Origin of the sequence: Streptosporangium sp. NPDC006007 (assembly GCF_040614315.1) — a bacterium.
Classification (GTDB): Bacteria; Actinomycetota; Actinomycetes; order Streptosporangiales; family Streptosporangiaceae; genus Streptosporangium.
Map to the genome: position 1 here is coordinate 70,111 of NZ_JBEXUG010000014.1, position 26,780 is coordinate 96,890.

The 26,780-nt window shown below is 69.8% G+C and carries 29 protein-coding genes; 25 read left to right on the top strand and 4 right to left on the bottom strand.

Annotated elements, in window-relative coordinates:
• The first annotated feature begins 21 nt into the window (after nt 1-21).
• The 3 genes from hemB to hemL all read left to right on the top strand — a co-directional run bounded on the left by hemB (nt 22) and on the right by hemL (nt 3,156).
• Nucleotides 22-1,008, top strand: a complete 987-nt coding sequence (gene hemB / locus ABZ194_RS13895) for a porphobilinogen synthase (protein ID WP_355595885.1) — start codon at nt 22-24, stop codon at nt 1,006-1,008.
• Between the two features lie 193 nt (nt 1,009-1,201).
• Nucleotides 1,202-1,834, top strand: a complete 633-nt coding sequence (locus tag ABZ194_RS13900) for a bifunctional DNA primase/polymerase (protein ID WP_355595887.1) — start codon at nt 1,202-1,204, stop codon at nt 1,832-1,834.
• Nucleotides 1,835-1,863: 29 nt separating this feature from the next.
• Nucleotides 1,864-3,156, top strand: coding sequence for a glutamate-1-semialdehyde 2,1-aminomutase (gene hemL / locus ABZ194_RS13905; protein WP_355595889.1), 1,293 nt, complete (start codon nt 1,864-1,866; stop codon nt 3,154-3,156).
• Between the two features lie 45 nt (nt 3,157-3,201).
• On the opposite strand, the gene ABZ194_RS13910 is transcribed toward hemL, so the two are convergent.
• Entirely contained in the window at nt 3,202-3,798 is a 597-nt protein-coding gene (locus ABZ194_RS13910) for a Uma2 family endonuclease (protein WP_355595891.1), read from the bottom strand.
• A gap of 237 nt (nt 3,799-4,035) precedes the next feature.
• On the opposite strand from ABZ194_RS13910, the gene ABZ194_RS13915 reads away from it, so the two are divergent.
• The 6 genes from ABZ194_RS13915 to ccsA all read left to right on the top strand — a co-directional run bounded on the left by ABZ194_RS13915 (nt 4,036) and on the right by ccsA (nt 9,783).
• On the top strand, nt 4,036-4,935 hold the full coding sequence (locus tag ABZ194_RS13915) for a LysR family transcriptional regulator (RefSeq protein WP_355595893.1): 900 nt from the start codon (nt 4,036-4,038) through the stop codon (nt 4,933-4,935).
• Nucleotides 4,936-5,067: 132 nt separating this feature from the next.
• Nucleotides 5,068-5,706, top strand: a complete 639-nt coding sequence (locus ABZ194_RS13920; RefSeq protein ID WP_355595895.1) for a histidine phosphatase family protein — start codon at nt 5,068-5,070, stop codon at nt 5,704-5,706.
• 55 nt (nt 5,707-5,761) lie between these two features.
• On the top strand, nt 5,762-6,331 hold the full coding sequence (locus ABZ194_RS13925) for a TlpA disulfide reductase family protein (protein ID WP_355595897.1): 570 nt from the start codon (nt 5,762-5,764) through the stop codon (nt 6,329-6,331).
• Between the two features lie 32 nt (nt 6,332-6,363).
• Nucleotides 6,364-7,098, top strand: coding sequence for a cytochrome c biogenesis protein CcdA (locus ABZ194_RS13930; RefSeq protein ID WP_355595899.1), 735 nt, complete (start codon nt 6,364-6,366; stop codon nt 7,096-7,098).
• A complete protein-coding gene (locus ABZ194_RS13935; RefSeq protein ID WP_355595901.1) occupies nt 7,098-8,789 on the top strand; it encodes a cytochrome c biogenesis protein ResB in 1,692 nt (563 codons plus the stop codon). The genes ABZ194_RS13930 and ABZ194_RS13935 overlap by 1 nt, the downstream gene beginning before the upstream one ends.
• The gene (ccsA, locus tag ABZ194_RS13940) at nt 8,779-9,783 is read left to right on the top strand and encodes a cytochrome c biogenesis protein CcsA (protein ID WP_355595903.1); all 1,005 of its coding nucleotides are present in this window, start codon (nt 8,779-8,781) and stop codon (nt 9,781-9,783) included. Before ABZ194_RS13935 ends, ccsA begins: the two co-directional genes overlap by 11 nt.
• 64 nt (nt 9,784-9,847) lie before the next feature.
• Here the strand turns inward: ccsA and ABZ194_RS13945 are convergent, their stop codons facing one another.
• On the bottom strand, nt 9,848-10,147 hold the full coding sequence (locus tag ABZ194_RS13945) for a PLD nuclease N-terminal domain-containing protein (protein ID WP_355595905.1): 300 nt from the start codon (nt 10,145-10,147) through the stop codon (nt 9,848-9,850).
• A 245-nt stretch (nt 10,148-10,392) separates the two neighbouring features.
• Between ABZ194_RS13945 and ABZ194_RS13950 the strand changes: the two genes are divergently transcribed.
• Both ABZ194_RS13950 and ABZ194_RS13955 read left to right on the top strand, forming a co-directional pair.
• Nucleotides 10,393-11,097, top strand: a complete 705-nt coding sequence (locus ABZ194_RS13950; protein WP_355595907.1) for a hypothetical protein — start codon at nt 10,393-10,395, stop codon at nt 11,095-11,097.
• A 10-nt stretch (nt 11,098-11,107) separates the two neighbouring features.
• Nucleotides 11,108-11,347, top strand: a complete 240-nt coding sequence (locus tag ABZ194_RS13955) for a hypothetical protein (RefSeq protein ID WP_355595909.1) — start codon at nt 11,108-11,110, stop codon at nt 11,345-11,347.
• 175 nt (nt 11,348-11,522) lie between these two features.
• Here ABZ194_RS13955 and ABZ194_RS13960 read toward each other — a convergent pair whose 3' ends face one another.
• Nucleotides 11,523-11,762, bottom strand: coding sequence for a BldC family transcriptional regulator (locus ABZ194_RS13960; RefSeq protein WP_344747320.1), 240 nt, complete (start codon nt 11,760-11,762; stop codon nt 11,523-11,525).
• A 262-nt stretch (nt 11,763-12,024) separates the two neighbouring features.
• Between ABZ194_RS13960 and ABZ194_RS13965 the strand changes: the two genes are divergently transcribed.
• Entirely contained in the window at nt 12,025-12,222 is a 198-nt protein-coding gene (locus ABZ194_RS13965) for a DUF4229 domain-containing protein (RefSeq protein WP_355595912.1), read from the top strand.
• Here ABZ194_RS13965 and ABZ194_RS13970 read toward each other — a convergent pair whose 3' ends face one another.
• A complete protein-coding gene (locus ABZ194_RS13970) occupies nt 12,223-13,470 on the bottom strand; it encodes a delta-60 repeat domain-containing protein (protein ID WP_355595914.1) in 1,248 nt (415 codons plus the stop codon).
• A 78-nt stretch (nt 13,471-13,548) separates the two neighbouring features.
• On the opposite strand from ABZ194_RS13970, the gene ABZ194_RS13975 reads away from it, so the two are divergent.
• From ABZ194_RS13975 to nuoK, 13 genes are all read left to right on the top strand, one after another.
• The gene (locus ABZ194_RS13975) at nt 13,549-14,274 is read left to right on the top strand and encodes a demethylmenaquinone methyltransferase (protein WP_355595916.1); all 726 of its coding nucleotides are present in this window, start codon (nt 13,549-13,551) and stop codon (nt 14,272-14,274) included.
• A gap of 160 nt (nt 14,275-14,434) precedes the next feature.
• Nucleotides 14,435-15,712 carry a geranylgeranyl reductase family protein gene (locus ABZ194_RS13980; RefSeq protein ID WP_355595918.1) on the top strand — a complete coding sequence of 426 codons (1,278 nt, stop codon included), beginning with the start codon at nt 14,435-14,437 and terminating at the stop codon, nt 15,710-15,712.
• A gap of 136 nt (nt 15,713-15,848) precedes the next feature.
• Nucleotides 15,849-16,208, top strand: a complete 360-nt coding sequence (locus tag ABZ194_RS13985) for an NADH-quinone oxidoreductase subunit A (RefSeq protein WP_355595920.1) — start codon at nt 15,849-15,851, stop codon at nt 16,206-16,208.
• A 2-nt stretch (nt 16,209-16,210) separates the two neighbouring features.
• Nucleotides 16,211-16,762: an NADH-quinone oxidoreductase subunit B family protein gene (locus tag ABZ194_RS13990; protein ID WP_355595922.1), complete on the top strand. Its 552-nt coding sequence runs from the start codon at nt 16,211-16,213 to the stop codon at nt 16,760-16,762.
• Nucleotides 16,763-16,892: 130 nt separating this feature from the next.
• Nucleotides 16,893-17,570 carry an NADH-quinone oxidoreductase subunit C gene (locus tag ABZ194_RS13995; protein WP_355595924.1) on the top strand — a complete coding sequence of 226 codons (678 nt, stop codon included), beginning with the start codon at nt 16,893-16,895 and terminating at the stop codon, nt 17,568-17,570.
• A gap of 65 nt (nt 17,571-17,635) precedes the next feature.
• Nucleotides 17,636-18,892: an NADH-quinone oxidoreductase subunit D gene (locus ABZ194_RS14000; RefSeq protein WP_355596042.1), complete on the top strand. Its 1,257-nt coding sequence runs from the start codon at nt 17,636-17,638 to the stop codon at nt 18,890-18,892.
• The gene (nuoE, locus tag ABZ194_RS14005) at nt 18,889-19,641 is read left to right on the top strand and encodes an NADH-quinone oxidoreductase subunit NuoE (RefSeq protein ID WP_355595926.1); all 753 of its coding nucleotides are present in this window, start codon (nt 18,889-18,891) and stop codon (nt 19,639-19,641) included. Before ABZ194_RS14000 ends, nuoE begins: the two co-directional genes overlap by 4 nt.
• Nucleotides 19,642-19,708: 67 nt before the next feature.
• Nucleotides 19,709-20,995, top strand: a complete 1,287-nt coding sequence (nuoF, locus tag ABZ194_RS14010; RefSeq protein WP_355595928.1) for an NADH-quinone oxidoreductase subunit NuoF — start codon at nt 19,709-19,711, stop codon at nt 20,993-20,995.
• 67 nt (nt 20,996-21,062) lie between these two features.
• Entirely contained in the window at nt 21,063-23,612 is a 2,550-nt protein-coding gene (locus ABZ194_RS14015) for an NADH-quinone oxidoreductase subunit G (RefSeq protein ID WP_355595930.1), read from the top strand.
• Nucleotides 23,613-23,619: 7 nt separating this feature from the next.
• Nucleotides 23,620-24,969, top strand: coding sequence for an NADH-quinone oxidoreductase subunit NuoH (gene nuoH, locus ABZ194_RS14020; protein ID WP_355595932.1), 1,350 nt, complete (start codon nt 23,620-23,622; stop codon nt 24,967-24,969).
• On the top strand, nt 24,956-25,471 hold the full coding sequence (gene nuoI, locus ABZ194_RS14025) for an NADH-quinone oxidoreductase subunit NuoI (protein ID WP_355595934.1): 516 nt from the start codon (nt 24,956-24,958) through the stop codon (nt 25,469-25,471). The genes nuoH and nuoI overlap by 14 nt, the downstream gene beginning before the upstream one ends.
• Complete coding sequence (locus ABZ194_RS14030) at nt 25,464-26,426, top strand: NADH-quinone oxidoreductase subunit J (RefSeq protein WP_355595936.1); 963 nt, start codon at nt 25,464-25,466, stop codon at nt 26,424-26,426. Before nuoI ends, ABZ194_RS14030 begins: the two co-directional genes overlap by 8 nt.
• Nucleotides 26,423-26,719 carry an NADH-quinone oxidoreductase subunit NuoK gene (gene nuoK, locus ABZ194_RS14035; RefSeq protein WP_355595938.1) on the top strand — a complete coding sequence of 99 codons (297 nt, stop codon included), beginning with the start codon at nt 26,423-26,425 and terminating at the stop codon, nt 26,717-26,719. The genes ABZ194_RS14030 and nuoK overlap by 4 nt, the downstream gene beginning before the upstream one ends.
• Nucleotides 26,720-26,780: the final 61 nt, after the last annotated feature.

Genomic DNA, 26,780 nt, shown 5'->3' on the forward strand with positions numbered 1-26,780 from the left:
GGTGACAGGGGGAGACCAACCATGACCGCACAGTTCCCTGCCGCGCGTCCACGCAGGCTCCGCCGTACGGCGTCGATGCGCAGGATGATCGCGGGCACCAGGCTGCACCCGGCGGAGCTGGTGCTGCCGATGTTCGTCAAGGAGGGCATCGACGAGCCGAGTCCGATCGGCTCGATGCCCGGGGTGTTCCAGCACACCCGTGACTCGCTGCGCAAGGCCGCCCGTGAGGCGGCCGAGGCCGGGGTCGGCGGCCTGATCCTGTTCGGCGTCCCCGAGGTGAAGGACGCCCGTGGGTCGGCGGCCGACGATCCGGACGGGATCGTCCAGCGGGCCGTCGCCGACCTCGTCGCCGAGGTGGGAGACGCGCTGGTGGTGATGACCGACACCTGCCTGGACGAGTTCACCGACCACGGGCACTGCGGCGTCCTGACCCCCGGCGGGGAGGTGGACAACGACACCACCCTGACGCGTTACGCCGAGATCGCGGTGGCCCAGGCCCGCGCCGGATCCCAGGTCATCGCGCCGAGCGGCATGATGGACGGCCAGGTCGCCGCGATCCGGGCGGCGCTGGACGCCGACGGCTTCGAGCAGATCCCGATCCTGGCCTACGCGGTCAAGTACGCCTCGGCGTTCTACGGGCCGTTCAGGGACGCCGCCGAGTGCGCGCCGCGGTTCGGCGACCGCAACGCCTACCAGCAGGACGCCGCGGGGTCGATCCGCGAGGCGCTGCGCGAGGTGCGGCTGGACCTCGACGAGGGGGCCGACGCGGTGATCGTCAAGCCCGCACTGGCCTACCTGGACATCCTGCGGCAGGTCCGTGACGTGGTGGACGTGCCGGTGGCCGCCTACCAGGTCAGCGGCGAGTACGCCATGGTCGAGGCCGCCGCGGCCAACGGCTGGATCGACCGGGACCGCGTGATCATGGAGTCGCTGATCGCGATCCGCCGGGCCGGAGCGGACATGATCCTCACCTACTGGGCGACCGAGGTGGCCAGAAGGCTCGGGTGAGATGAGAGGCACACGCTGAGAACTGGGGGTTTGCCGCTTCACCGAGTGGTCTGTGCGTTAGAGTGCGAGGACCGGTGCGGATGTGACCCAGGTGGTGTGACCCTGGCCGTCTGACTTTCCTTGCTGACCAACCAAGGGTGGACAAGTCGTCGCATCCGGAGGCACGCGGGACGCGCGGACGACGGAGGACACAATGGTGGGGGTACCGCTGACTCGTCGTGGCAGACGACGTGCTCATCCTAAACAGATGATCAGCTCCGTGCTGGAGTACGCCGCCCTGGGCTGGGCGAGCTGTCCGGGGGCCAGGCCGCTTCATACCGGCTCGCGCGCCTGCTCGTGCGACCGCCTCGGCTGTCCCGACCCGGGCGCGCACCCGCTCTCGCGGGCCTGGCAGATGCAGGCCACCACCGAGCCCGCCCTGCTCGGTCACTGGTGGCAGTGTGATCCCGAGGCGAACGTGATCCTCCCCACCGGCCGGGTCTTCGACGTCTTCGACGTACCGCGCGCCGCCGGGCTCGCAGCCCTGGACTCCACCGCGTCCGCCTCGGGCCCGGTCGCCGCCAACGGTGACCGGGTCCTGTTCTACGTGGCCACCCGCAACGCCTCCGACGACGAGGACGAGTGGTGGTCCTGCCCCCTCGACTACGGCCCCTCGACCATCGAGGAGATGCCCGGCCTGCGCTGGCACTGCCGCGACAGCTACATCCTCGCCCCGCCGTCCCTGCTGCCCACCGGGCAGCCCGGCTCATGGCTCCGCCCCCCGGACGGCCGCCCCCTGCCCGACCCCCTCCGCGTCCTCGACCGTCTCGCCGACACCTGCGAGTGACCGGCGGTCGCCGTGACTACGCTGGGGGCGTGAGCCGTACTGAGAACTCCGAGGAACTGTTCGCCCGCGCGCGTGAGATCGTCCCGGGAGGGGTGAACTCCCCGGTCCGCGCCTTCGGCGCCGTCGGTGGCACGCCCCGCTTCATGGCCTCCGGCCAGGGGCCCCACATCACCGACGTGGACGGCAACCGCTACGTCGACCTGGTCTGCTCGTGGGGTCCGATGATCCTGGGGCACCGGCACCCGGCCGTGGTCGAGGCGCTGGAGGAGGCGCTGCGGAACGGCACCTCGTTCGGCACCGCGACGCCCGGTGAGGTCGAGCTGGCCGAGGAGATCGTCGCGCTGGTGGACCCGGTGGAGAAGGTCCGCCTGGTCAGCTCGGGTACCGAGGCCACCATGTCCGCCGTACGGCTGGCCCGGGGTTTCACCGGGCGGTCCAAGATCGTCAAGTTCGCCGGCTGCTACCACGGTCACGTGGACGCCCTGCTCGCCTCCGCCGGATCCGGCCTAGTCACCTTCGGCCTGCCCGACACCCCCGGGGTGACCGGCGCCTCCGCGGCCGACACCGTGGTGCTGCCCTACAACTCGGTCGAGGCCGTGACCGAGGCGTTCCAGACCTTCGGCGACGAGATCGCCTGCGTGATCAGCGAGGCGTGCCCGGCCAACATGGGCGTCGTCCCGCCGCTGGACGGGTTCAACGCCACGCTGCGCGAGCTCTGCACCACGCACGGCGCCCTGCTGATCCTCGACGAGGTGCTCACCGGTTTCCGGGTCTCCGAGGCCGGATGGTACGGGCTCGACCCGGTGGACGCCGACCTGATGACCTTCGGCAAGGTCATGGGGGGTGGCCTGCCCGCCGCCGCGTTCGGCGGACGTGCCGACGTGATGGCCCATCTCGCCCCCGAGGGGCCGGTCTACCAGGCGGGCACCCTGTCGGGAAACCCGCTGGCCTGCGCCGCCGGTCTGGCCACGCTGCGCGCCTGTGACGACGAGGTCTACGACCGGGTGGACGCGGCCGCTCTGATCATCGGCCGTGCCGCCGCCGACGCCCTGGCCGCGGCCGGGGTGCCGCACCGCCTGCAGCGCGCGGGCAGCCTGTTCTCCATCTTCTTCACCGAGGACCGGGTCACCGACTTCGCCGGGGCCCAGCGGCAGAACACCGCCGCCTACCGGGCCTTCTTCCACGCCATGCTCGACCAGGGTGTCTATCTCCCGCCGTCGGCCTACGAGGCCTGGTTCCTGTCCGCGGCCCACGACGACGAGGCCCTGTCCCGCGTCGCCGAGGCGCTCCCCCTCGCCGCCAAGGCCGCGGCCCAGGCGTAGAAGGGGTGAGGACGCGGAGCCCGGTGAGGGTGTGCCGTCACCGCCCTATCTGGGCAGTTTGTCCAGGTCGATGTCGATGGGGAAGGGGACCGAGACGGTCAGTCGCCCGTGGTGGATGCCGGTGAGGCTGTAGCCGCGGGTGGCGGGGTCGAGGTCGTAGATGTGGAAGACGGGTCTGCCGTCGCTGTTCTCCACTCGCCAGAAATGGGCTATCCCGGCCTCCGCGTAGCGCGACGGCTTGGTCTTGCGGTCGCGGTCCTCGGACTCGGCCGAGACCACCTCGACGACAAGGCGCACCTCGTCGGGGGTGTAGCACGTCCGGTCGTCGTCATCGGCGGCCTCCGTGTCGACGATCAGCACGTCGGGGCAGGGGCGCATCCGATGGCCGAGCTTGACGTCCATCTGATCCACCGCCGACAGATGCTCTGGGGCCTGGTTGTCCAGCGCCTCGGTAAGGGCGCGGATTATGCGCTGATGGAAGCGCTTCTGGGGGGACATGAAGACGAGAGCTCCATCGATCAGTTCGACGTGCTTGAAGAAGTCGGGCTCACCGTGCGGCCCCTCAGAGGGAAGGTGGTCGAGGTCGTCGGCCTTCCACCCCCACGGAGGTGGTGACGGCCAGTATTTGAGCGCGTTACTCACGTCGGTCACCGTAACGTCATCCCCGTCACGCTGTGTGCCCATTCGCATCATCTCCGTCGTCGTCTCTCCATTGTCTCCGGCTGGGCGGCGGGCGGGGGCCGTACGGGCCGGAAGGGGGTGTTTCGCCGGGTGCGGGGGCCGGGGGCTGCGGTGAGGTTTATGGCTCTTTGTCATTATTTACGCTGACAATTCAGGTCAAACGAGACTTCCCCCCTCCGAGCCTTTAGGGTTGCTTACATGTTGGACCTGAACCGCCTCAAGGCCCTGCACGCCGTGTCCGTCTACGGATCGGTCGGCGCGGCGGCCGACGCGCTCATGGTGACCCCGTCCGCGGTGTCGCAGCAGCTCGCCAAACTTGAACGGGAGACCGGCGCGACGCTGCTTGAGCGCAACGGGCGCGGGGTGCGCCTGACCGACGCCGCCGGGGTGCTCGCCGACCACGCCGGGCGCATCCTCGCGCTGGTGGAGACCGCCGAAGCCGACTTCGAGGCGCTCCGCGGGGAGGTCGTGGGCCGCCTCAGCATCGGGGCGTTCCCCACGGCGGCCCGGGGGCTGCTGCCCGAGGCCCTGGTCCACCTGCGGGAACGCCACCCCGACCTCAGACTCCAGCTCATGGAGCGGGAACCGGAGCGCCAGCTCCGCGAGGTGAGCAGAGGCGAGCTCGACCTCGCGGTGATCCAGGACTGGATGAACCGGCCGATGGCCATCCCGGACGGACTGTCGCGGGCGATCCTCTTCGACGACATCGCCGACGTGGTCCTGCCCGCCTCCCACCCGCTGGCCGAGCGGTCCGAGATCGAACTGGCCGAGCTGTCGGGGGAGAAGTGGATCAGCTCGTCGCCCGGTATGGTCTGCCACGACTGGCTGGTCCACACGCTGCGTTCGGCCCAGCTGGAGCCGGACATCACCTGCATGGCCGACGAGTACCCCACCCACCTCGCCCTGGTCGCGGCCGGGCAGGGATGCGCCATCGTTCCCCGGCTGGGCCGCCACTTCGTGCCCGACGGGGTGCGGATCATCCCGATCCGGCCGAGGCTGATCCGCCAGATCTACGCGGTGTGGCGCAGCGACGCGGCCCGCCGCCCGGCGATCCGGGCGGCGGTCGAGGCGCTCAGAGCCGTCTCCGCGGAGCGCTGAGCCCCGGGCCGGTGGCCGGTGACCGCACGGGCCTGCCGGGTACCCGTGGTCACCCGGGTTTCCTGGACCGTGACCACGGTGGTCCGCCCACGCGCCCTATTCACCCTTACCTGTCGGTAGGCTGTCGGAACCATGCTTGAGACCACCGTCGTCCACCTCCTGCGCCACGGCGAGGTGTACAACCCCGCCAACGTCCTGTACGGCAGGCTGCCCGGCTTCCGCCTTTCCGAGACCGGCAGGCAGATGGCCGAGACGGTCGCCAAGTCCATCGCCGGACGCGATGTCACCGCTCTGTTGTCCTCACCTCTGGAACGTGCCCAGGAGACGGCGGCCCCGCTCGCCGCGACCTTCGGTCTGAAGGTCGCGCTCGACGACCGCCTGATCGAGGCCGAGAACATCTTCGAGGGCGTCGTGGTCGGCCGGGGCGACGGGGTCTTCCGCAGCCCGCGCCACTACCGCCACCTGTGGAACCCGCTCCGCCCCTCCTGGGGCGAGCGTTACATCGACGTGGTGCGGCGGATGAAGAGCGTGATCGACCTCGCCCGCGAGGAGGCGCGCGGTCATGAGGCGGTGCTGGTCAGCCACCAGCTGCCGATCTGGATCATCCGGCTCGCGGCCGAGGGCAGGCGGCTTCCGCACGACCCGCGCCGCAGGCAGTGCGGTCTGGCCAGTCTCACCAGTTTCTCCTTCGAGGGAGACCGGCTGGTCAGCGTGGGATACAGCGAGCCCGCCGCCGCGCTCGTCAGGCGCCCCACTGTGCCGGGCGCCTGACCGCGCGGTAGAGTGATTGCTCTACCGGTTGTAGTACAGGAAGACCCTGCCTCTGATGCGCGCAAAACCCTTCGCCGCCGTCGCGCTGCTCGTCGCCGTGGCCGGATGCGCCGGCAACCAGGGATCGCAGCCCCAGGCCGGGGACACCCGCTTCGTGGCCGGTGACGGCAAGATCACCATGTTCGAGGCCGGGAACCGCAAGACCGCCCCGCCGGTCGAGGGGAAGACCCTCGACGGGGGCGACGCGACGCTCGCCGCGCACCGGGGCAAGGTCGTGGTGCTGAACTTCTGGGCCTCCTGGTGCGCGCCCTGCCGGGCGGAGGCGCCCGTGCTCAAGGACATCGCCGCCAAGACCAAGGCCGCCGGGGTGGAGTTCCTCGGGGTCGACTTCAAGGACCGCCAGGCCGACGCGCTCGCCTTCGAACGCAGCCATCAGCCCGGTTACCCGAGCATCTTCGACCAGCCGGGCAAGGTCGCGCTCTCCTTCCAGGGCACGGTCCCCCCGGCCGCCATCCCCTCGACGCTGATCATCGACCGTCAGGGCCGGATCGCGGCCAGGGCGCTCGGCGCGGTCACGTACAACGACCTGCTCGGCGCGGTCACCAAGGTCGGCAATGAGAGGTGACCCGGCGCGGTCGGCCCGTGAGCGGATCAGTGATGAGCCCTGACCTGACCGGCACGGTGGCGAACGGCTCACTCGTGCTGGCGCTGCCGATCGCGGTGGCGGCCGGCCTGGTGTCGTTCCTGTCGCCGTGTGTGCTGCCGCTGGTGCCCGGCTACCTGTCGTACGTGACGGGGATGAGCGCCGACCCGAAACGCGGGCGGATGGTCGCGGGCATCGTGCTGTTCGTCCTCGGTTTCGCGACGGTGTTCGTGCTGGGCGGCGCCCTCTTCGGCGGGCTCGGCGCGGCGATGCTCGGCAACGCCGGCGTCATCACCCGGGTGCTGGGCGTGCTCACCGTCGCGCTGGGGCTGGCCTTCATGGGGGCACTGCCGGGACTCCAGCGTGATTTCCGTATCCACCGCCTTCCGGCGGCCGGTCTCGCCGGGGCGCCGCTGCTCGGCGTGGTGTTCGGTCTCGGCTGGACCCCCTGCATCGGTCCCACCCTCGGGGTCGTGCTCACCCTCGGTCTCACCGAGGGCAGCGCGGGGCGGGGCGCGCTGCTCGCCTTCGCCTACGCGCTGGGCCTGGGCCTGCCGTTCGTGGCGGCGGGGCTGGCCTATCGTAGGGCACTGCACACGTTCAAGGCGGTACGCCGCCATTCGCAGCTGATCACACGGGTGGGCGGGGCCATGCTGGTCGCGGTCGGCCTGCTGCTCGTCACCGGGCTCTGGGGGGAGATCGTCGTGGCGATGCAGGTGTGGATCGGCGGATTCGAGCCGGTGATCTGATGGAGGAAGTCGAGCAGGCCGCGCGGGAGCACGCGGCGGCCGAGGCCGGCGCCGAGCCGGCCGGCGGCCGGGCGGACACGCCCCCGGAGCCGGTCCTGAGCCAGGACAGGCCCGCCGCGCGGCCGGTGGGGCTCGGCGTCGTGGGCTGGGTGCGCTGGTTCTGGCGCACGCTCACCTCGATGCGGACGGCGCTGATCCTGCTGTTCCTGTTCGCGCTGGCCTCGATCCCGGGGTCGATCTGGCCGCAGCGCGGCGTCTCGGACGCCAAGGTCTCGCAGTACTTCGGCGACAGCCCGCGACTGGCCGAGTGGCTGGACCGGTTCTGGCTGTTCGACGTGTTCAAGGCGCCGTGGTTCGCCGCGATCTACCTGCTGCTCTTCCTCTCGCTGATCGGCTGTGTGCTCCCGCGCACCGCGGCCCACCTGCGTGAGCTGCGCAAAAGGCCGCCGGCGCCGCCGCGCAACCTGGCCAGGCTGCCCCGGTACGCCTCGTTCGAGGGTGACCTGACCGTCGAGGAGGCGACCGCCCGGCTGCGCCGCACGCGGTTCCGGGTGACCACCGGGCCCGGCTGGGTCTCGGCCGAGAAGGGGTACCTCCGGGAGACCGGCAACCTGCTGTTCCACATCGCGCTGCTCGGGCTGCTGGTCGCGGTCGGAGCCGGCGCGCTGTACGGCTACCGGGGCAACGTGCTGGTCGTGGAGGGGGAGGGGTTCGCCAACACGGTCGCCGCCTACGACCGCTACATGCCCGGTCAGCAGGTGAGCGCCGAGTCGCTGGAGCCGTTCTCCCTCACCGTCGAGGACTTCCAGGCCTCCTACATCGCCAAGGGCGAGCGGCGCGGGCAGCCCCTGGACTTCGAGGCGAGGCTCAAGGTCGCCGAGGCCCCCGGCGCCGCCGAGCGTGACTACGTCCTCAAGGTCAACGACCCGCTGAACGTCAACGGCACGCAGACGTACCTGATCGACCACGGCTACGCGCCCACTTTCAAGATCACTGATGGCAAGGGGCAGGTCGCCTTCGACGGTCCGGTGCCGTGCCTGGTCGTCCAGCCGGCCACGTTCACCTCCGAGTGCGTGATCAAGGTTCCGGACGCCCAGCCCGAGCAGCTGGGCCTCCTGGTGGGCTTCCTGCCGACCACCGTGCCGATGAACGGCGAGTGGGTGTCGATCTTCCCCGGCGCGGCCAACCCCACCGCCCAGGTGTACGGCGCGTTCGCCGGTGACCTGGGACTGAGGAACGGCCGGCCGCAGTCGGTCTACGAGCTGGACCCGGCGAGCCTGAAGAAGATGAGGCCGCTGGTCATGAAGGCCGACCCGCTGGCCGTGGGCAAGAGGCTCGATCTGCCGGGCGGTGCGGGCTCGATCGAGTTCACCGGCGTCAAGGAGTGGATCGCCCTCCAGATCACCCACGATCCCGGCCGGGTGCCCGCGTTCGTGTCGTCGGCCCTGGCCGTCGTCGGCCTGGTGCTCTCCCTGACCGTCCGCCGCCGCAGGGTGTGGGTACGGGCCGGGAACGCGGACGGGCCGGCGGGGCGGGGACCTGCCCCGCGGGGCTCGTCGGCGGCCGGTCGTGAGCGGGGCCGTGGACATGTCGAGGTGGGCGGTCTCACCCGCACCGAAGGCGGCGATTTCAGCGACGAGTTCGCCGAGATCGTCTCCGCTTTGAAATCAGGAGTGAAGGATGCCCGTTGAGGTCGATGTCGGCCTCGCCACGCTGAGCGACCAGCTCACCTTGGCGACAGTGCTGCTCTACATCATCGCGATGATCGGTTACGCCCTCGACCTCGGCTTCGGCCGGGTCAAGGCCGCCGGGAGGAAGGCCGAGGCGGTGCTCGCCACGGTCGGCGGCGGCACGGCCGGTGTCCCGTCGTCCCCGGCCGCGACCCCGCCCGCGGGGGAGGACGCCGGAAAGGGCGCGGGAGAGAGCGCGGGAAAGGGCGCCGAGAAGGCGCCTCCCGCCTGGACGGTCTGGGCGGCCCCGGTCGCGATCGGGCTGACCTGGTTCGGCTGGGCCGCGCACCTGACGTCCATCCTCACCAGGGGGTGGGCCGTCGGCCGGTGGCCGTGGGGCAACATGTACGAGTTCGTGGTCGCGATGTGCTTCGCGGCGGTGAGCGCGTTCCTGTACATGCAGATCCGGTACGGGAGCCGTTTCCTGGGCGCGTTCGTCACGGTCGCCTCCGCCCTCGGGCTCGGCTTCGCGGTGCGGTACCTGTACGTGCAGGCCGGTCCCGTGGTGCCCGCGCTCAACTCCTACTGGGTCGCGATCCACGTCACGGCGGCGATCATCGCCAGTGGCCTGTTCATCATGGCCGGGGTCTCCGGCCTCCTCTTCCTGGTCAGGAGGGACACCGCGGTCCGCCTGCCGTCCCTGCAGGACCTGGAGCGGGTCGCGCACCGGGCCATCGTGATCGGCTTCCCGATCTGGACCTTCGCCGTCATCGCGGGCTCGCTCTGGGCCGACAAGGCGTGGGGCCGCTACTGGGGCTGGGACCCCAAGGAGATCTGGGCGTTCATCACCTGGATCGCCTACGCCGCCTACCTGCACGCCCGCGCCACCGCGGGGTTCAAGGGCAGGGCCGCCATGATCGTGCAGCTCATCGCCTTCGCCTGCCTGATGTTCAACCTGGTCGGGGTGAACATCTTCCTCGGTGGCCTGCACTCCTACGCCGAGGTTCCCGGCTGACCACGGCCGGGGTACCCGGGGTGACGGCGACGGTGCGCCGGCACCCCGTCCGGCGGGGCCGGCCTCACTCCTCGTCGCGCAGCCGCCGGTCGAGGTCCCGCAGGAAGTCGGGGTCGTCGTCGGGCCCCTTCGGGGCCTCGGGCCTCGGCGACCTCTCCTGGGGGAGAGGCCCGCGCGGTGCGGGGGATCCGTTCGGCCGGCCCAGCAGCAACCAGAACACGCCCCCGGCGAGCGGCATCAGGAGCACGATGACGACCCAGAGGAGCTTGGGCAGGTTTCTGGCCTCCTCGTCCGGCGTGGTGATGGCGTCGAACAAGCAGTAGAGCCAGAAGGCGAGGAGTGCCAGACCGACAAGCAGGGGCATGCCCGAACTGTAGGCCATCCGGCGACAGGGCGCGGTCGTACCCCCGTTCCGGATGACTGGCGAGGGTCCCCGTCGTACGGTGGAACCTGTTGCCACTTCCTCTGGGGTGTGTGATGGCGAATTCGGGAGACAAAGGCCGTCATCGACGGCGCTGGTGGCAGAGAGGCCCCTCCCAGCACACGGAGAGTGCCGTCGCGAGGACACCTCGTGAGGTTCCGTTCGCCTTTGAACGGAGGGCGGGGGCCGTGACGGCGCCGGTGGTGGACCGCCCGCAGTACACCTGGCGGGACTTCGAGCTGGAGGACGAGCATCCCAGGGCGCAGCCCAACTCTCCGGACACCCCCGGCCTGGGCGACGGCCTGCTTCACTGCGGCAGCCTGGAGCGGATACTGCACCGCCAGTGGGACTCCCGGCAGGGGCCGCCGTCCCCGGAGACCGTGCGCGCGGTGGAGAGCCTGGCCGGGTTGCCGGACAGGCTGAAGAACAAGCTCGCCGAGGGGCTCGACGGCATCTACGTCGGCGTCGGCGGGGTGCCCGATCTGGACGACATGGGTTACCTCCGGGGTGCGCCGCTGCCCTCGGGCCGGGCGACCTGGGACATCTGCGCCGGAGCGTACGGCGATCGCAAGATCGTGGTGGGAGACCGGCCGTCGCCCACCCCCGACGTGATGATGCACGAGGTCGGGCATGCCCTGGACGACGTGGACGCGCCCTACGGGGCGTGGGTCTCGGACTGCCCGGAGTTCGCCGCGCTCTACGTCCGGTGCGTCCCCATGCTGGCCTCGGGCTTCCATCTGCAGGCGGCGGATCTGGGCCGTAAGGAGTTCTTCGCCGACGCCTTCGCCGCCATCGTCTCGCGGCAGCGCCCCGCCCTGGTGGACATGCTCGGTGGTGACACGCGCATGGCGCTCAATGTCATGTTGTTCTTCAACCGGCGTTACGGAATCTAGGTGATCTGGGATGTACGTCATCCGGCTCGCTGATGGGACCCTGCGGGTGCCACAGAGCCTGTCCAGTGAGGACGGACGTCTGATCGGCAACGCGTACGTGGAGCTGTCACCGGGTGATCCGGACTACGACCGCTGGCTGTCGGAGGCGCTCACCGAGGAGGAGTGGGCGGAGCGCCGGCGGCGCTGGCTCACGGAGAACGATGATCTGGAACGGAGGTTCCTGGCCTTCAAGGCCGAGCAGGACAGCTAGCGTGGCGGGTGGTCCTCCCGCGGGGCGGCGGTCCGGTGGGGTGATGAGAGGTTCGGTGACGGGGTGGCCACCTTCTCGCGGTGCCGGCGACCGCCGGCTGTACGACTCATCGGTGACCCTGCGGCTTTCCGGGTGAGGCTCGCAGGACCACCGATGTGTGACGTCATTAAGATCGTCAGACGCGCGGGGACTCGCCTGTCGGCCGTTCGGCCGTCAGTACGTCCTCTCCACGCAGAAGGGCGTGCACTTCCGACTCGCGGAAACGCCGGTGCCCTCCGGGGGTACGGATGCTGCTGATGCGGCCTGCCGCGGCCCAGCGTGTAACCGTCTTTGGGTCGACCCGGAAGAGGGCGGCAACCTCTCCGGGCGTCAGCAGACGCTCGCTGCTACTCTCCACAATCTCTCCCCCTCGCATCCCGCTTCCTGCCAGCGGGCGGACAGGTAACCAGTGTGCCGAGCGAAGTCTGATTTATCCGTGCTTTTCAACAAAGATCACGGGTTGTTATCGACTGACTGCCCGATTGTTATATGATAGAGCCTCTTTGAGACTCTCGTGGGTGTTTCTTTACAAAACTGATCTCTTGGGCACACTAGCAGCGCTCGTACCCGGTGCGTAGAGCGTCCACTCTGTTGCCCTGATCGCGCTTCACCGGGAAGGGTGACGTAGCCTCGATGCTGTGCATCCCGTCTTCGTTTACACCGTCTCCCGGCTGGGCCTGCTGGCAGTGAGCATCGGTGTGCTCTATCTCCTCGGCCTGCGTCAGCCCCTCCTCCTGCTGATCGCCGCACTCCTGGTCAGTGGGGTGGCCAGTTACGTCCTGCTGTCGAAGCAGCGTGACGCGTTGAGTGAGCGATTCACAAGGAATCGGGAGTGATCATGGCAACGGGAACATGCCGACTCGGGCATGGTACTCGTGACCCAGCCGCGTTGTGTCACTACCAACCAGTAGCCCTCCGTGATGGGCCAGGAATGCCTTGACCCCGATTCCTCGCTCCCTTGTCGGATTCCACTTCAGGGCCTTCCCCGTACGTGGATGGATCGCTCCAATACCCGGCCGTGCCACCGCCCCCGGGCCCGCCGAATCACGGCCCCGTGGATTGTCCAGCCAGCGCTGGTGGCCGCCCACGTATACGGCGGCCCCGGTCGCCGCCACCGCGTAGAGCGAGTCGCCGCCGGTGTGGTTCACCCACGTCGGCCTCACCTCGCCCCGGGTGTGGGTCTCGAAGCGCGCCGTGGTGTCGCACGGCTTCCCCGCCCCCAGGGCGCCCCCGGTCGTGACGACCGCGAAGTAGGTGCCGTCCGGGGCGAAGTCCAGGCCCCGCAGATAGGCGGGGAAGACGTCCAGGCACCTGGCGGCGTAGGTGCCGGTCCGCCAGTCGGCGACCCTGGCGGGGGACGCGCCGACGTCGACCAGGCCGAGCTGGGGGCGCGACAGCCCGCCGAGGACGGTGAAGTCGCCGGCGACCGCCAGCCGGTCCCCGCTCAGGGACATCGCGTGCACCCGCACCCGGCCGCCCCTGGGGCCGGCCGGCTCGACCGCGAACCCCGGGTCCACCGCGCCGGTGGTGGCCTCCAGCCGGGCCAGCGCCGTACGCCGGACGTCGCCGATCCGGGTGAAGTCGCCGCCCACGTACAGCTGGGAGCCGCGCCGGGCCAGGCTGGTGACCGTGCCCCCGCGGATCGAGGCGTCGAAGCCGGACGCCGGCAGGCCGTCGGAGAGCCGGAGCCGGATCAGGCCGCCGGAACCCGGGTCCGGGTGGGCGAACTCGCCGCCGACGTAGACGGTGCCGCCGGTGCCCGCCGCCAGCGCGCGGACCGGGCGGTCGAGGAGCGGCGCGAAACCGGGCAGGATCCGCCCGGTGGACAGGTCGTAGGCGAAGATGTTGTCACGTTCCAGGACGGTCGTGCTCCCGGCGTCGCGCACCCGGCCGAACGAGCCGCCGACCACCACCGTGCCACCCACGAGCGCGATGGCGTCGACGATCCCGTCGAGCACGTGGGGGGTGGTGTCCACGGGGTCGGCCGAGACGACCTCGTCGTGCTCCGTCGTGCCGGCGGCGGCGACCCCGGGGGGAATCAGGATCAGGGTCGCGACCAGCACGGAAGCGGTTCTGGCAAACATTCGGCAATTTCTACCAGACTCCGGGTAGTCGGATCGCTACTTTCCGTGGACTGTCCGTCCGGGCCTAGGCTTGTGCTTATGACGCGTGCTTCGCTGGACAAGCAGCCGCATGAGGTCGCCGCGATGTTCGATCGCACGGCCCGGCGATACGACCTGGTCAACGACGTTATCTCCCTCGGGCAGGTCCGGTTGTGGCGCAAGGCGGCCGCGGCGGCCGTCGACGCGGGTCCCGGCGAGCTGGTTCTCGACCTCGGCGCCGGCACCGGCACCTCCACCGACGCCTTCACCGCGCTGGGCGCCAGGGCGATCGCCTCCGACTTCTCGCTCGGCATGCTCCGCACCGGCGTGCGGAGGCGTGGCGGCTCCGGCCTGTCCGGCGGCGGGGTGCGAGGCGTCACCTTCATCGCCGGTGACGCGCTGAGGCTGCCCTTCGCCGACGGGGTCTTCGACGCGGTGACGATCTCCACCGCGCTGCGCAACGTCCAGGACACCGGGCAGGCGCTGCGCGAGATGCTCCGTGTCGCCAGGCCGGGCGCGCGTCTGGTGATCCTGGAGTTCTCCCACCCGACGGTGAAACCGTTCGACCTGGTCTACTCGCAGTACCTCATGAGGCTGATGCCGCGGGCCGCCAGGCTCGTCGGCTCCAACGACGACTCCTACGAGTATCTGGCGGAGTCGATCAGGGCCTGGCCGGACCAGGCGGCACTGGCGAAGATCATCCAGGGCGCGGGCTGGGAGCGGGTCGCCTGGCGCAACCTCGCCCTGGGCATTGTGGCGCTTCACCGCGCCTATAAGCCCGTATAGAACCCCGCATGGAAGATTGACAGGCGATAGCGGCACCCCCCTGACACTTCACTCCGCAAAGGGGTTAGACTTCGGCCCGACAAGTTTGTGAAGACCTTCACAAAGGAACGAAAGGCCCCTCACTCCGAGGCCGTCAGAGCGTGTAGGACAGGACAGGTCCGTGACCGTGCCAGCCGCCATACAGCGGAACGTCGCTGAGGCTGACGCCGACGTCATCGTCGTCGGCGCCGGGCCCGCCGGTTCGACAACCGCTTTCCATCTCGCACAGGCCGGGCTGAACGTCCTGTTGCTGGAGAAGACCACGTTTCCCCGGGAGAAGGTCTGCGGCGACGGGCTGACCCCCCGCGCGGTCAAGCAGCTCATCGCGATGGGAATTGACATCGACGCCCCCGGCTGGGTCAGGAACAAGGGCCTGCGGGTGGTCGGCGGAGGCCTCCGCTTCGAGCTCGACTGGCCCGAGCTGTCCAGCTATCCCGACTTCGGGCTGGTCCGCACCCGCCAGGACTTCGACGAGATCCTCGCGGACAACGCGGTGCGCGGCGGCGTCCGCCTGATGCAGGGCGTCAACGTCACCGCCCCGATCCTCGACGACCGCAGCGGCCACATCGTGGGCGTGGTCGCCAGGCGGGACGGCGAGGAGGTCTCCTACCGTTCCCGTCTGGTGGTGGCCGCCGACGGCAACTCCACCCGGATCTCCCTGGCGATGGGGCTGCACAAGCGCGAGGACCGGCCGATGGGCGTCGCGGTACGGACCTATTTCACCAGTCCGCGCCACGACGACGACTATCTGGAGACCTGGCTGGAGCTGTGGGACGGCGACACGCTGCTGCCCGGCTACGGCTGGATCTTCGGGGTCGGCGACGGCACCTCCAACGTGGGCCTCGGTCTGCTGAACACCAGCGAGGCGTTCAAGGGCATGGACTACCGCGACCTGCTCAGGCGCTGGGTGAAGGGCATGCCCCCCGAGTGGGGGTACGTCGAGGAGAACATGACCGCCCCCATCAGGGGCGCGGCGCTGCCGATGGCCTTCAACCGCCAGCCGCACTACACCCGGGGACTGGTCCTGGTCGGCGACGCGGGTGGAATGATCAACCCGTTCAACGGCGAGGGCATCGCCTACGCCATGGAGACCGGCCGGGTCGCGGCGGAGACCGTTGTCCAGGCGCTGGGCAGGACGACCCCCGCCCAGCGGGAGCGCGTCCTGCGGGCCTACCCGCAGACGCTGAAGGACGCCTATGGTGGTTACTTCACGCTGGGCCGTGGCTTCGTGGAACTCATCGGCCACCGCGGGGTGATGAACTTCGCCACGCGTCACGGGCTGCCACACCCCCGTCTGATGCGCTTCGCGCTCAAACTCCTCGCCAATCTCACCGACCGGCGAGGCGACGCGTCGGACCGCATCATCAACGCGCTGTCGAAGGTCACGCCATCGGCATGATCTCAACGAGCGTCCGGCACCCGGGACGGAGGGCAGGGATGGCCGCTCTACCTAGACTTGCACGACGACGTGCACGACGAAACGACATGATGAGCTACGCGTCGGCGCGCGTGGAGATGGGAGAGGAGGCGTAGCGATGGAATTGTACGCACCCATTCTGGTGCTCGCCGTTCTCGCGGCGGGTTTTGCGATCTTCTCGGTGACGGTCGCGCCCTTCACCGGTCCCAGGCGCTGGAACCGCGCGAAACTGGACGCCTACGAGTGCGGTATCCAGCCGACGCCCCAGCCGGTCGGCGGCGGTCGCTTCCCGTTGAAGTACATGATCACCGCGATGCTCTTCATCGTGTTCGACATCGAGATCATCTTCCTCTACCCGTGGGCGGTCGCGTTCGACCGGCTCGGCGTCTTCGGGTTGGTGGAGATGGTGCTGTTCATCGTCACCGTGCTCGTGGCCTACGCGTACGTGTGGCGCCGCAAGGGTCTGGACTGGGACTAGATATGGGTCTTGAAGAGAAACTTCCGAGCGGGTTCATGCTCAGCACGGTCGAGCAGGTGGCCGGCTGGGCGCGTAAGAACTCCGTCTGGCCGGCGACCTTCGGCCTCGCCTGCTGCGCCATCGAGCTGATGTCCACCGGTGGTCCCAAGCACGACCTGGCGCGCTTCGGTATGGAGCGCGCTTCGGCGTCTCCGCGCCAGGCCGACCTCATGATCGTGGCGGGCCGGCTGTCGCAGAAGATGGCCCCGGTGCTGCGCCAGATCTACGACCAGATGGCCGAGCCCAAGTGGGTCATCGCCATGGGCGTCTGCGCGTCCAGCGGAGGCATGTTCAACAACTACGCCATCGTGCAGGGCGTGGACCACGTCGTCCCGGTCGACATCTACCTGCCCGGCTGCCCGCCGAGGCCGGAGATGCTCATCGACGCGATCGTGAAGCTGCACGACAAGATCCAGAACATGAAGTTCGGCGCGCACCGGGCCAAGCAGATCGACGAGCTCGAACAGCAGGCCCTGCGGACACTGCCCCTGATCGAGCAGGGGACCGCCACATGAGGCGCGAACCCGGCGCGGTGAGCACCGCGCCCCCCGGGTTTTCCGGACGGGCCCGCGGCGGACGGCACGCGGTGCCGCGGGCGTGTCCTGTGGCCCCGTGCGCAGCCAACGAGGAGCGGTAAGGCGACCGATGAGCACTGACAACCTCCCCGAGGCCCCCGACGGGCCGATCGCCCGCCTGGGCATGTTCGGCGCCTCGGGCACCGGTGACACCTCCGGCTACGGCCGGCTGGCCGTACGGCGCAAGCCCGAGCTGTCCACGCCCCGCCCCTACGGCGGCTACTTCGACACCGTGGCCGACGAGCTGGAGCGCGCGCTCGGCGGCGACCTCGGCGTCGCGATCGAGCGTGTCGTCGTGGACCGGGGCGAGCTGACCCTGTACGTCAGGCGGGACCGCCTGGTCGAGGTCGCCAGGACTCTGCGCGACGACCCCGCGCTCCGCTTCGAGCTCTCGCTGGGCGTCTCCGGCGTGCACTATCCCCACCTGAAGGGGGAGGAGCTGCGCGCGGTGATCCACCTGTGCTCGATCACGAACAACCGCCGCCTGCGTCTGGAGGTGTCCTGCCCCGACACCGACCCGCACATCCCCTCCACCGTCTCGGTCTACCCCACCCACGACTGGCACGAACGGGAGACCTGGGACTTCTTCGGCATCGTTTTCGACGGTCACCCGGCGCTGACCCGCATCATGATGCCCGACGACTGGGACGGTCACCCCCAGCGCAAGGACTACCCGCTCGGCGGCATCCCGGTCGAGTACCGCGGCGCCGAGATCCCCGCGCCGGACCAGAGGAGGTCGTACTCGTGAACGCTCCCAATGAGGAGGCCACCGAGGGCAGGGTCTACACCGTCTCGGGCAACGACTGGACGGAACTGGTCGAGACCCTCAGCGGCCAGCAGGACGAGAAGCTCGTGATCAACATGGGCCCGCAGCACCCGTCCACGCACGGGGTGCTCCGCCTGGTCCTGAACCTGGACGGCGAGACGGTCACCGAGGCCCGCACGGTCATCGGTTACCTGCACACCGGCATCGAGAAGAACATGGAGTTCCGGACGTGGACCCAGGGGACCACGTTCGTCACCCGCATGGACTACCTCGCGCCGATCTTCAATGAGACCGCGTACTGCCTGGGCGTCGAGAAGCTCCTCGGCATCACCGACCGGATCCCCGACCGGGCCCAGGCCATCCGCGTGATGATGATGGAGCTCACCCGCATCTCCTCGCACATGGTGGCCATCGGCACCTTCGGCATGGAGCTGGGCGCGACCACGCCGTTCCTGTTCGGGGCCCGCGAGCGCGAGATGGTGCTCGACGTGATGGAGTACATCACCGGCCTGCGGATGAACATGGCCTACATCCGGCCCGGCGGCGTCTCCGTCGACCTCCCGGCCGGTGCCGTGGACAAGGTCGGCGAGCTGCTCAAGGTCATGCCGGGGCGCATCAAGGACATGCGCAAGATGCTCGACGCCAACCCGGTCTACCTGGCCCGCACCAAGGACATCGCCTACCTCGACCTCACCGGCTGCATGGCGCTGGGCGTCACCGGCCCGATGCTGCGGGCCGCGGGCCTGCCGTGGGACCTGCGCAAGTCGCAGCCCTACTGCGGCTACGAGACCTACCAGTTCGACGTCCCGACCGAGAAGACCGCCGACGTCTACGGCCGCTACCTGGTGCGGATGGCCGAGATGGAGGAGTCACTCAAGATCATTGAGCAGGCTCTCGACCGGCTGTCCGGCCCGCTCAAGGGCGGTCGCGTCATGGTGGACGACAAGAAGATCGGCTGGCCCGCGCAGCTCGCGCTCGGCCCCGACGGCCTGGGTAACTCGCCCGACCACATCGCCCACATCATGAGCGGCTCGATGGAGGCGCTGATCCACCACTTCAAGCTGGTGACCGAGGGCTTCCGGGTCCCGGCGGGGCAGGCGTACGCCTCGGTCGAGTCGCCCCGCGGCGAGCTCGGCGCCCACGTGGTCAGCGACGGCGGCACGCGACCCTACCGCGTACACTTCCGCGACCCGTCATTCACGAATCTGCAGGCCATGCCCGTGACATGCGAGGGTGGCATGGTCGCGGACGTCATCTCCGCGGTGGCGTCGATCGACCCGGTCATGGGAGGTGTGGACCGATGAGCGAGCGGAGCCCGTCCCCGAACCCCGGCGGCACACCGGCGGGAGAGCGGAGCGGCCGGTCGGCGAACGAGGAGGGGGGCGCGACCTTGAACACGGGTTACGCACCAAAGGTCCGTGAGCGTCTGGAGCGGGACGCCAAGGAGATCATCGGCCGCTACCCCAAGCCGCGGTCGGCCCTGCTGCCCCTGCTGCACCTGGTGCAGTCGGAGGACGGCTACGTCTCCGACGACGGCCACGAGTTCTGCGCCGAGATGCTCGGCCTGAGCAAGGCCGAGGTCGTCGGCGTCTCCACGTTCTACACGATGTACAAGCGCAGGCCGATGGGCGAGTACCACGTCGGCGTCTGCATCAACACGCTCTGCGCCGTCATGGGCGGCGACCAGATCTGGGAGGAGCTCTCCGAGCACACCGGGGTCGGCCACGACGAGGTGACCCCGGACGGGAAGGTCTCGCTGGAGCGGCTGGAGTGCAACGCCGCCTGCGACTTCGCCCCGGTGATGATGGTCAACTGGGAGTTCTTCGACAACCAGACGCCCGACTCGGCCAAGCAGCTCGTCGACGACCTGAGGGCCGGCCGGCAGGTCCCGCCGACCCGGGGGCCGAACAGGCTGTGCACCTTCAAGGAGGCCTCCCACGTGCTGTCGGGCCTGCCCGACGGCCTGGCCGGTGAGGGCCCCGCGGCGAACGGCCCCTCCCTGGAGGGCCTGAAGGTCGCCAGGGCCAACGGATGGAAGGCCCCCGAGCAGTGAGCGAGCGAGCCGATCAGCACAGCGCCACCCCGTCGCGTCGCGACGGGGCGCTGGGCGAGGAGACAAGGTGACCACTCTTACCCCGGTCCTCACGGCGAACTGGGACCAGTCCGACGCCTTCACCCTGGACGGTTACGGCGACTACTCGGCGGCCAGGAAGGCGCTGGGCATGGACCCCGACGCCGTCATCCAGGCCGTCAAGGACTCCGGACTGCGCGGCCGTGGCGGCGCGGGCTTCCCCACCGGCCTGAAATGGGGCTTCATCCCCCAGGGTGACGGCAAGCCGCACTATCTCGTGGTCAACGCCGACGAGTCGGAGCCGGGCACCTGCAAGGACATTCCGCTGATGATGGCCAACCCGCACTCGCTGGTCGAGGGCGTCCTCATCGCGTCTTACGCCATCCGGGCCAACCACGCGTTCATCTACGTGCGCGGCGAGGTGCTGCACGTCATCCGCCGCCTGCAGGCGGCCGTGGCCGAAGCCTACGGCAAGGGCCTGCTCGGCAGGGACATCTTCGGCACCGGTTTCGACCTGGAGCTGGTGGTCCACAGCGGGGCCGGAGCCTACATCTGCGGTGAGGAGACGGCGCTGCTGGACTCGCTGGAGGGCTATCGCGGCCAACCTCGGCTCAAGCCCCCCTTCCCGGCCGTGGCGGGCCTGTACGCCTCGCCGACCGTGGTGAACAACGTCGAGTCGATCGCCAGTGTTCCCTCGATCATCTCCAACGGGGCCGCCTGGTTCGCCGGAATGGGCACCGAGAAGTCCACGGGCTTCGGCATCTTCTCGCTGAGCGGCCACGTCACCCGCCCCGGCCAGTACGAGGCTCCGCTCGGCATCACGCTGCGCGAGCTGCTCGACATGGCGGGCGGGATCCGCCAGGGCCACCGGATCAAGTTCTGGACCCCCGGCGGATCGAGCACCCCGATCTTCACCGACGAGCACCTGGACGTCCCGCTCGACTTCGAGTCGGTCGGGGCCAAGGGCTCCATGCTCGGCACCCGGGCCCTGCAGATCTTCGACGAGACCACCTGCGTGGTGCGCGCCGTACTCCGCTGGACCGAGTTCTACGCCCACGAGTCCTGCGGCAAGTGCACCCCCTGCCGGGAGGGCACCTTCTGGCTCAAGCAGGTGCTCAAGCGGCTGGAGAAGGGGCAGGGCACCGAGGAGGACCTGACCACGATCACCGACATCGCCGACAACATCCTGGGCCGCTCCTTCTGCGCCCTGGGGGACGGGGCCACCAGCCCCATCCACTCCTCGGTGAAGTACTTCAGGGACGAATACCTCAAGCACTTCGAGATCGGTGGCTGCCCGTTCGATCACGCCCCCTCCACGGTATGGGGCGCCAAGTGACCGGGCGAAGCGCGGCAACCAGCAAGCACGGCACCGTTTCGGTCATGAGGCCGACGGAGGAGGCGCCATGACCGTCGAAGCGACCACCCCGGCCAAGGCGCCGGTAGACCTGGTAACCCTCACCATCGACGGTTTCCAGGTGAGTGTCCCCAAGGGCACACTGATCATCCGGGCGGCCGAGCTGCTCGGCATCCAGATCCCCCGGTTCTGCGACCACCCGCTGCTGGAGCCCGCGGCCAACTGCCGTCAGTGCCTGGTGGACATCACCGACGCGGGAAACGGCCGGGGCTTCCCCAAGCCGCAGCCCTCCTGCGCCATCGAGGTCGCCCCCGGCATGGTCGTCCAGACCCAGCTCACCTCCCCGATCGCGGAGAAGGCGCAGCGCGGCGTCATGGAGATGCTGCTGCTCAACCACCCGCTGGACTGCCCGGTCTGCGACAAGGGCGGCGAGTGCCCGCTGCAGAACCAGGCCATGTCCAACGGCCAGGGCGAGAGCCGCTTCGAGGAGAGGAAGCGCACCTTCGAGAAGCCCATCGCGCTCTCGACCGAGGTGCTGCTCGACCGCGAGCGCTGCGTGCAGTGCGCCCGCTGCATCCGCTTCTCCGATGAGATCGCCGGTGACCCGCTCATCGAGTTCTTCGAGCGCGGGGCCAAGGAGCAGGTGCGGACCGCCGACGGGGAGCCGTTCGAGTCCTACTTCTCCGGCAACACCATCCAGATCTGCCCGGTGGGCGCGCTGACCGGCGCCGCCTACCGCTTCCAGGCCCGCCCGTTCGACCTGGTCTCCACCCCCGGCGCGTGCGAGCACTGCGCCAGCGGTTGCTCGCTCCGCACCGACCACCGCCGGGGCAGGGTGACCCGCCGCCTGGCCGGGGACGACCCGGAGGTCAACGAGGAGTGGAACTGCGACAAGGGCCGCTGGGCCTTCACCTACGCCACCCAGCCCGACCGGCTGAGGACCCCGCTCGTCCGTGACGAGGAGGGCCGTCTGGTCCCGGCGTCCTGGCCCGAGGCGCTCGCCGCGGCCGCCGAGGGCCTGCTCGCCGCCCGCGGACGCGCCGCCGTGCTGGTCGGTGGTCGTGTGACCGTCGAGGAGGCCTACGGGTACGCCAAGTTCGCCCGGATCGCACTCGACAGCAACGACGTCGACTTCCGCGCCCGTCCCCACTCCGCCGAGGAGGCGCGGTTCCTCGCGCACGCCGTCGCGGGCAAGGGCATCGAGGTCCGCTACCGCGACCTTACGAGCGCCCCGGCCGTGCTGCTGGTGGGCTTCGAGCCGGAGGAGGAGTCGCCGATCGTCTTCCTGCGCCTGCGCAAGGCGTGGCGGAAGAAGGGCCTGAAGGTCTTCGCGGTCGCGCCGTTCGCCGCCCCCGGCCTGGACAGGATGGGCGGCACGCTGATCCGCACGCTGCCCGGCGCCGAGGCCACGGCCGTCGAGGACCTGATCTTCGGCGCCTCCCCCGCCGCCGAGGCGGTCAGGCAGCCGGGCGCGATCATCCTCGTCGGCGAGCGGCTCGCCACCGTGCCGGGCGCGCTCTCCGCGCTGGTACGGCTCGCCGCCTCCAGCGGGGCCCGCCTGGCCTGGGTGCCGCGCCGCGCCGGTGAGCGAGGGGCCGTCGAGGCCGGAGCGCTGCCCAACCTGCTGCCGATCGGCCGCCCGATCGACGACGCGACCGCCCGCGCCGATGTGGCGAGGGCGTGGAACGTCGCCTCGCTCCCCGAGGCCCCGGGCCGCGACACCTCCGGCATCCTGGCGGCGGCGCTCGACGGGGAGCTCGACGCCCTCGTCGTCGCCGGAGTCGACCCCGGCGACCTGGCCGACCCCGACGCCGCCCTGGCGGCCCTGGAGAACACCCCGTTCATCGTGAGCCTGGAGCAGCGCGTCAGCGCGGTCACCGACCGCGCCGACGTGGTGCTGCCGGTCGCCGTGGTGGCCGAGAAGTCCGGCACGTTCGTCAACTGGGAGGGGCGCGGGCGCACCTTCGAGGAGGCGCTCCCGGTTCCGGGGATCATGAGCGACCTGCGGGCCGTCTCGGCGATCGCCGACCACATGGACGTGCACCTGGGTCTCCCCGACCCGGCGGCCGCCCGCCGCGAGCTCGGCGCGCTCGGCGCCTGGCGCGGCTCCCGGGCCGCGGCTCCGGCCGTGGCCGGCCGACCGGCCGCCGTCGCGCGCGCGGGGGAGGCGATCCTGGCCACCTGGCACCTGCTGCTCGACGACGGCCGCCTGCAGGACGGCGAGCCGTACCTCGCTGGCACCGCCCACCCGGGCGAGGCGCTGGTGTCGGCGGCGACCGCGGCCGAGTCGGGGCTGGTCGACGGCGACAAGATCACTGTTACCGCCGAGGGCGGCTCGCTGAGCCTGCCGGTGCGGATCGCCGACCTGCCCGACCGGGTGGTGTGGCTGCCGTCCAACTCCGGCGGCCACTCGGTCACCCGCGACCTGCGCGCCACGGCCGGTGACGTCGTCAGGATCGGGAGTGCCCACCGGAACGGGGCCGACGCGATGAGCACGGTGTCTCCGGGGCGCGCCTCCGGTACGACGGCCGGCGAGGCCGTGCCCGCGGAGCGCGTCTCCGGCACGACAGTCGCCCGCGAAGCGAACGAGAAGCGGTGAGCGACCAATGAACACGAGCACTCTTCTGGCGGCCGATCCCTCCCTCGCCGACTTCGGCAAGGACCCGCTCTGGATCAGCATCATCAAGGCCGTCGTCATCTTCGCCGTCCTGATGCTGGGCGTGCTGTTCGGCGTGTGGTTCGAGCGCAAGCTCATCTCCCGCATGCAGAACCGGTACGGCCCCAACAGGGCCGGAAAGTTCGGCCTGCTCCAGTCGGTGGCCGACGGTCTGAAGATGGGTCTGAAGGAAGACCTGATGCCGCGGACCGTGGACAAGGTGATCTACTTCATCGCCCCGATCGTCCTCGCGGTCCCGGCCTTCCTGGCCTTCTCCGTCATCCCCATGGGGCCGAAGGTCTCGATGTTCGGCGTCGAGACGCCGCTGCAGCTCACCGACCTGCCGGTCGCGGTGCTGCTGGTGCTGGCGATGGCCTCGATCAGCGTGTACGGCATCGTGCTCGCCGGCTGGGGGTCGCGCTCGCCGTACTCGATGCTGGGCGGTCTGCGGGCCAGTGCCCAGGTGGTCTCCTACGAGATCGCCATGGGCCTGTCGTTCGTGGGCGTGTTCCTGTACGCGGGGACGCTCTCCACCTCGGAGATCGTCGCCTCGCAGGCGGGGGGCAAGGTGCTCGCGCTGGGCGGCCTCAGCATCCCGATGCCGTCCTGGTACATGATCCTGCTGATCCCGTCCTTCCTGATCTACATCGTCACGATGCTGGGCGAGACCAACCGGGTCCCCTTCGACCTGCCCGAGGGTGAGGGCGAGCTGGTCGGCGGCTTCCAGACCGAGTACTCCAACTCGCTGAAGTTCGCCGTCATCATGCTCGCCGAGTACGTCAACGTCTTCGTGGTGTCCGCCGTGTCGATCACCCTGTTCATGGGCGGGTGGCGGGCGCCGTTCCCCATCTCGCTCTGGGACGGGGCCAACGCCGGCTGGTGGCCGCTGCTCTGGTTCTTCCTGAAGATGGTGATGGTCTTCACCTTCTTCATCTGGTGCCGCGCCTCGCTGCCGCGAGTCCGCTACGACCAGCTGATGGCCCTCGGCTGGAAGATCCTCATCCCGGTCAACCTGGGCTGGATCCTCCTGGTCGCCACCATGAAGGCCTACCAGCTCCAGGGCGTCAACAGGCAGCTGGTCGTGATCTTGGCCGGGCTGGTGCTCGTCGGATGCTTCGGGCTGTGGTGGCGCTTCGACCACGTGATGCAGAAGCGCAAGGAGGCCAAGGCCGGCCAGGTCGAGGCGGAGTTCGAACAGCTCGTCGCCGAACCGGCCGCGGGCGGCTTCCCTGTGCCGCCGCTCGACCTGCCGCACTACCACGGGGTAGAGCGCAAGGAGGTTCCCAGTGGGAGCAACTGATTGGCTGAACCCCATCAAGGGGTTCGGCGTGACCTTCCACACGATGTTCAAGAAGGTCGAAACGGTCAACTACCCCGAGGATAAGCGGCCCACGGCTCCGCGCTTCCACGGCCGGCACCAGCTCAACCGCTGGCCCGACGGCCTGGAGAAGTGCGTCGGCTGTGAGCTCTGCGCCTGGGCCTGCCCGGCCGACGCGATCTTCGTCGAGGGGGCGGACAACACCGACCAGGAGCGATACTCGCCGGGTGAGCGCTACGGGCGCACCTACCAGATCAACTATCTGCGGTGCATCCTGTGCGGCCTGTGCATCGAGGCCTGCCCGACCCGCGCGCTGACCATGACCAACGAGTACGAGCTCGCCGACACGAGCCGCGAGAGCCTCATCTACACCAAGGAGATGCTCCTGTCGCCCCTCGGCCCCGGCATGGAGGTCCCACCCCACGCCATGCGCCTCGGCGAGACCGAAGAGGACTACTACCGGCTGGGACGTAACAATGGGTGAGACCATCACGTTCTGGGTGCTGGCGACCGTGTCGGTGTCCGCCGCACTCGGACTCGTCTTCAGCCGCAAGGCCGTCTACTCGGCTCTCATGCTCGGCGTGGTCATGCTCTCCCTGGCCGTGCTCTACGCCGTCCAGGACGCTCCCTTCCTCGCCGCGGTGCAGATCATCGTCTACACCGGCGCGGTCATGATGCTCTTCCTGTTCGTGCTGATGCTCGTCGGCGTGGACTCCGCGGACTCACTGGTCGAGACGATCAAGGGGCAGCGGATCTGGGCGGCCGTCGCGGGCCTGGGCTTCGCCGCCCTGCTCGCGCTGGCGGTCGGCAACGTGGCGTTCGGCCCGGCGACGGGTCTCGACGGCGCGGTACGGCAGGCGGGCGGCAACATTCCCGCCCTCGCTGAACTGGTCTTCACCAGGTACGTCTTCGCCTTCGAGGTCACCTCGGCGTTGCTGATCACCGCCGCGCTCGGCGCGATGGTCCTGGCCCACCGCGAGCGGGTACGGCCCAAGGCCACCCAGCGGGACCTGTCCCGCGCCCGCTTCCTGGGCCCGCAGCCGTCGCCCCTGCCGGGGCCGGGCACCTACGCCCTGCACAACGCCATCGACATGCCGGCGCTGCTGCCCGACGGCACGGTGTCGCCCAAGTCCATCAACCGGGTGCTCGCCAGGCACGACAGGGAGGACGGCGTCGTGCCCAGCGACCCGGAGAAGGCCGCGCTCGTCAGGCAGATCCTCAGCCGGGACGTCGTCGTGAAGAACGAGGGACCGGCGCGAGACGACGCGCGGGACGGTGACGCGCGCGGCGCCAACGGCGTCAACGGCAACGGCGTCCCGCGGGAGGTCGTCGCGCAAGACGGCGAGGAGCTGGACGTCACCGTGCGGGACGACGTGCGGGACGGCGACGTGGAGAGCGGCGCCGCGCAGGAAGCGGCTCACCGGGAGGACGTCAAGTGACCACTCACTACCTGGTGCTCTCCGCACTGCTGTTCGCGATCGGCGCCATCGGCGTGCTGACCCGGCGCAACGCGATCGTGGTGTTCATGTGCGTGGAGCTCATGCTCAACGCCTGCAACCTCGCGTTCGTCACCTTCGCCAGGCAGCACGGGAACCTGGACGGCCAGATCATCGCGTTCTTCGTGATGGTGGTGGCCGCGGCCGAGGTCGTGATCGGCCTTGCCATCATCGTGATGATCTTCCGAACCCGCAGGTCCGCGTCGGTCGACGACGTCAACCTGCTGAAGTACTAAGAGGTGGCCGGTGCAATCTCCCGTTGAGATCGTCCAGCACTCCGGTGGAGTGATCGGGGTC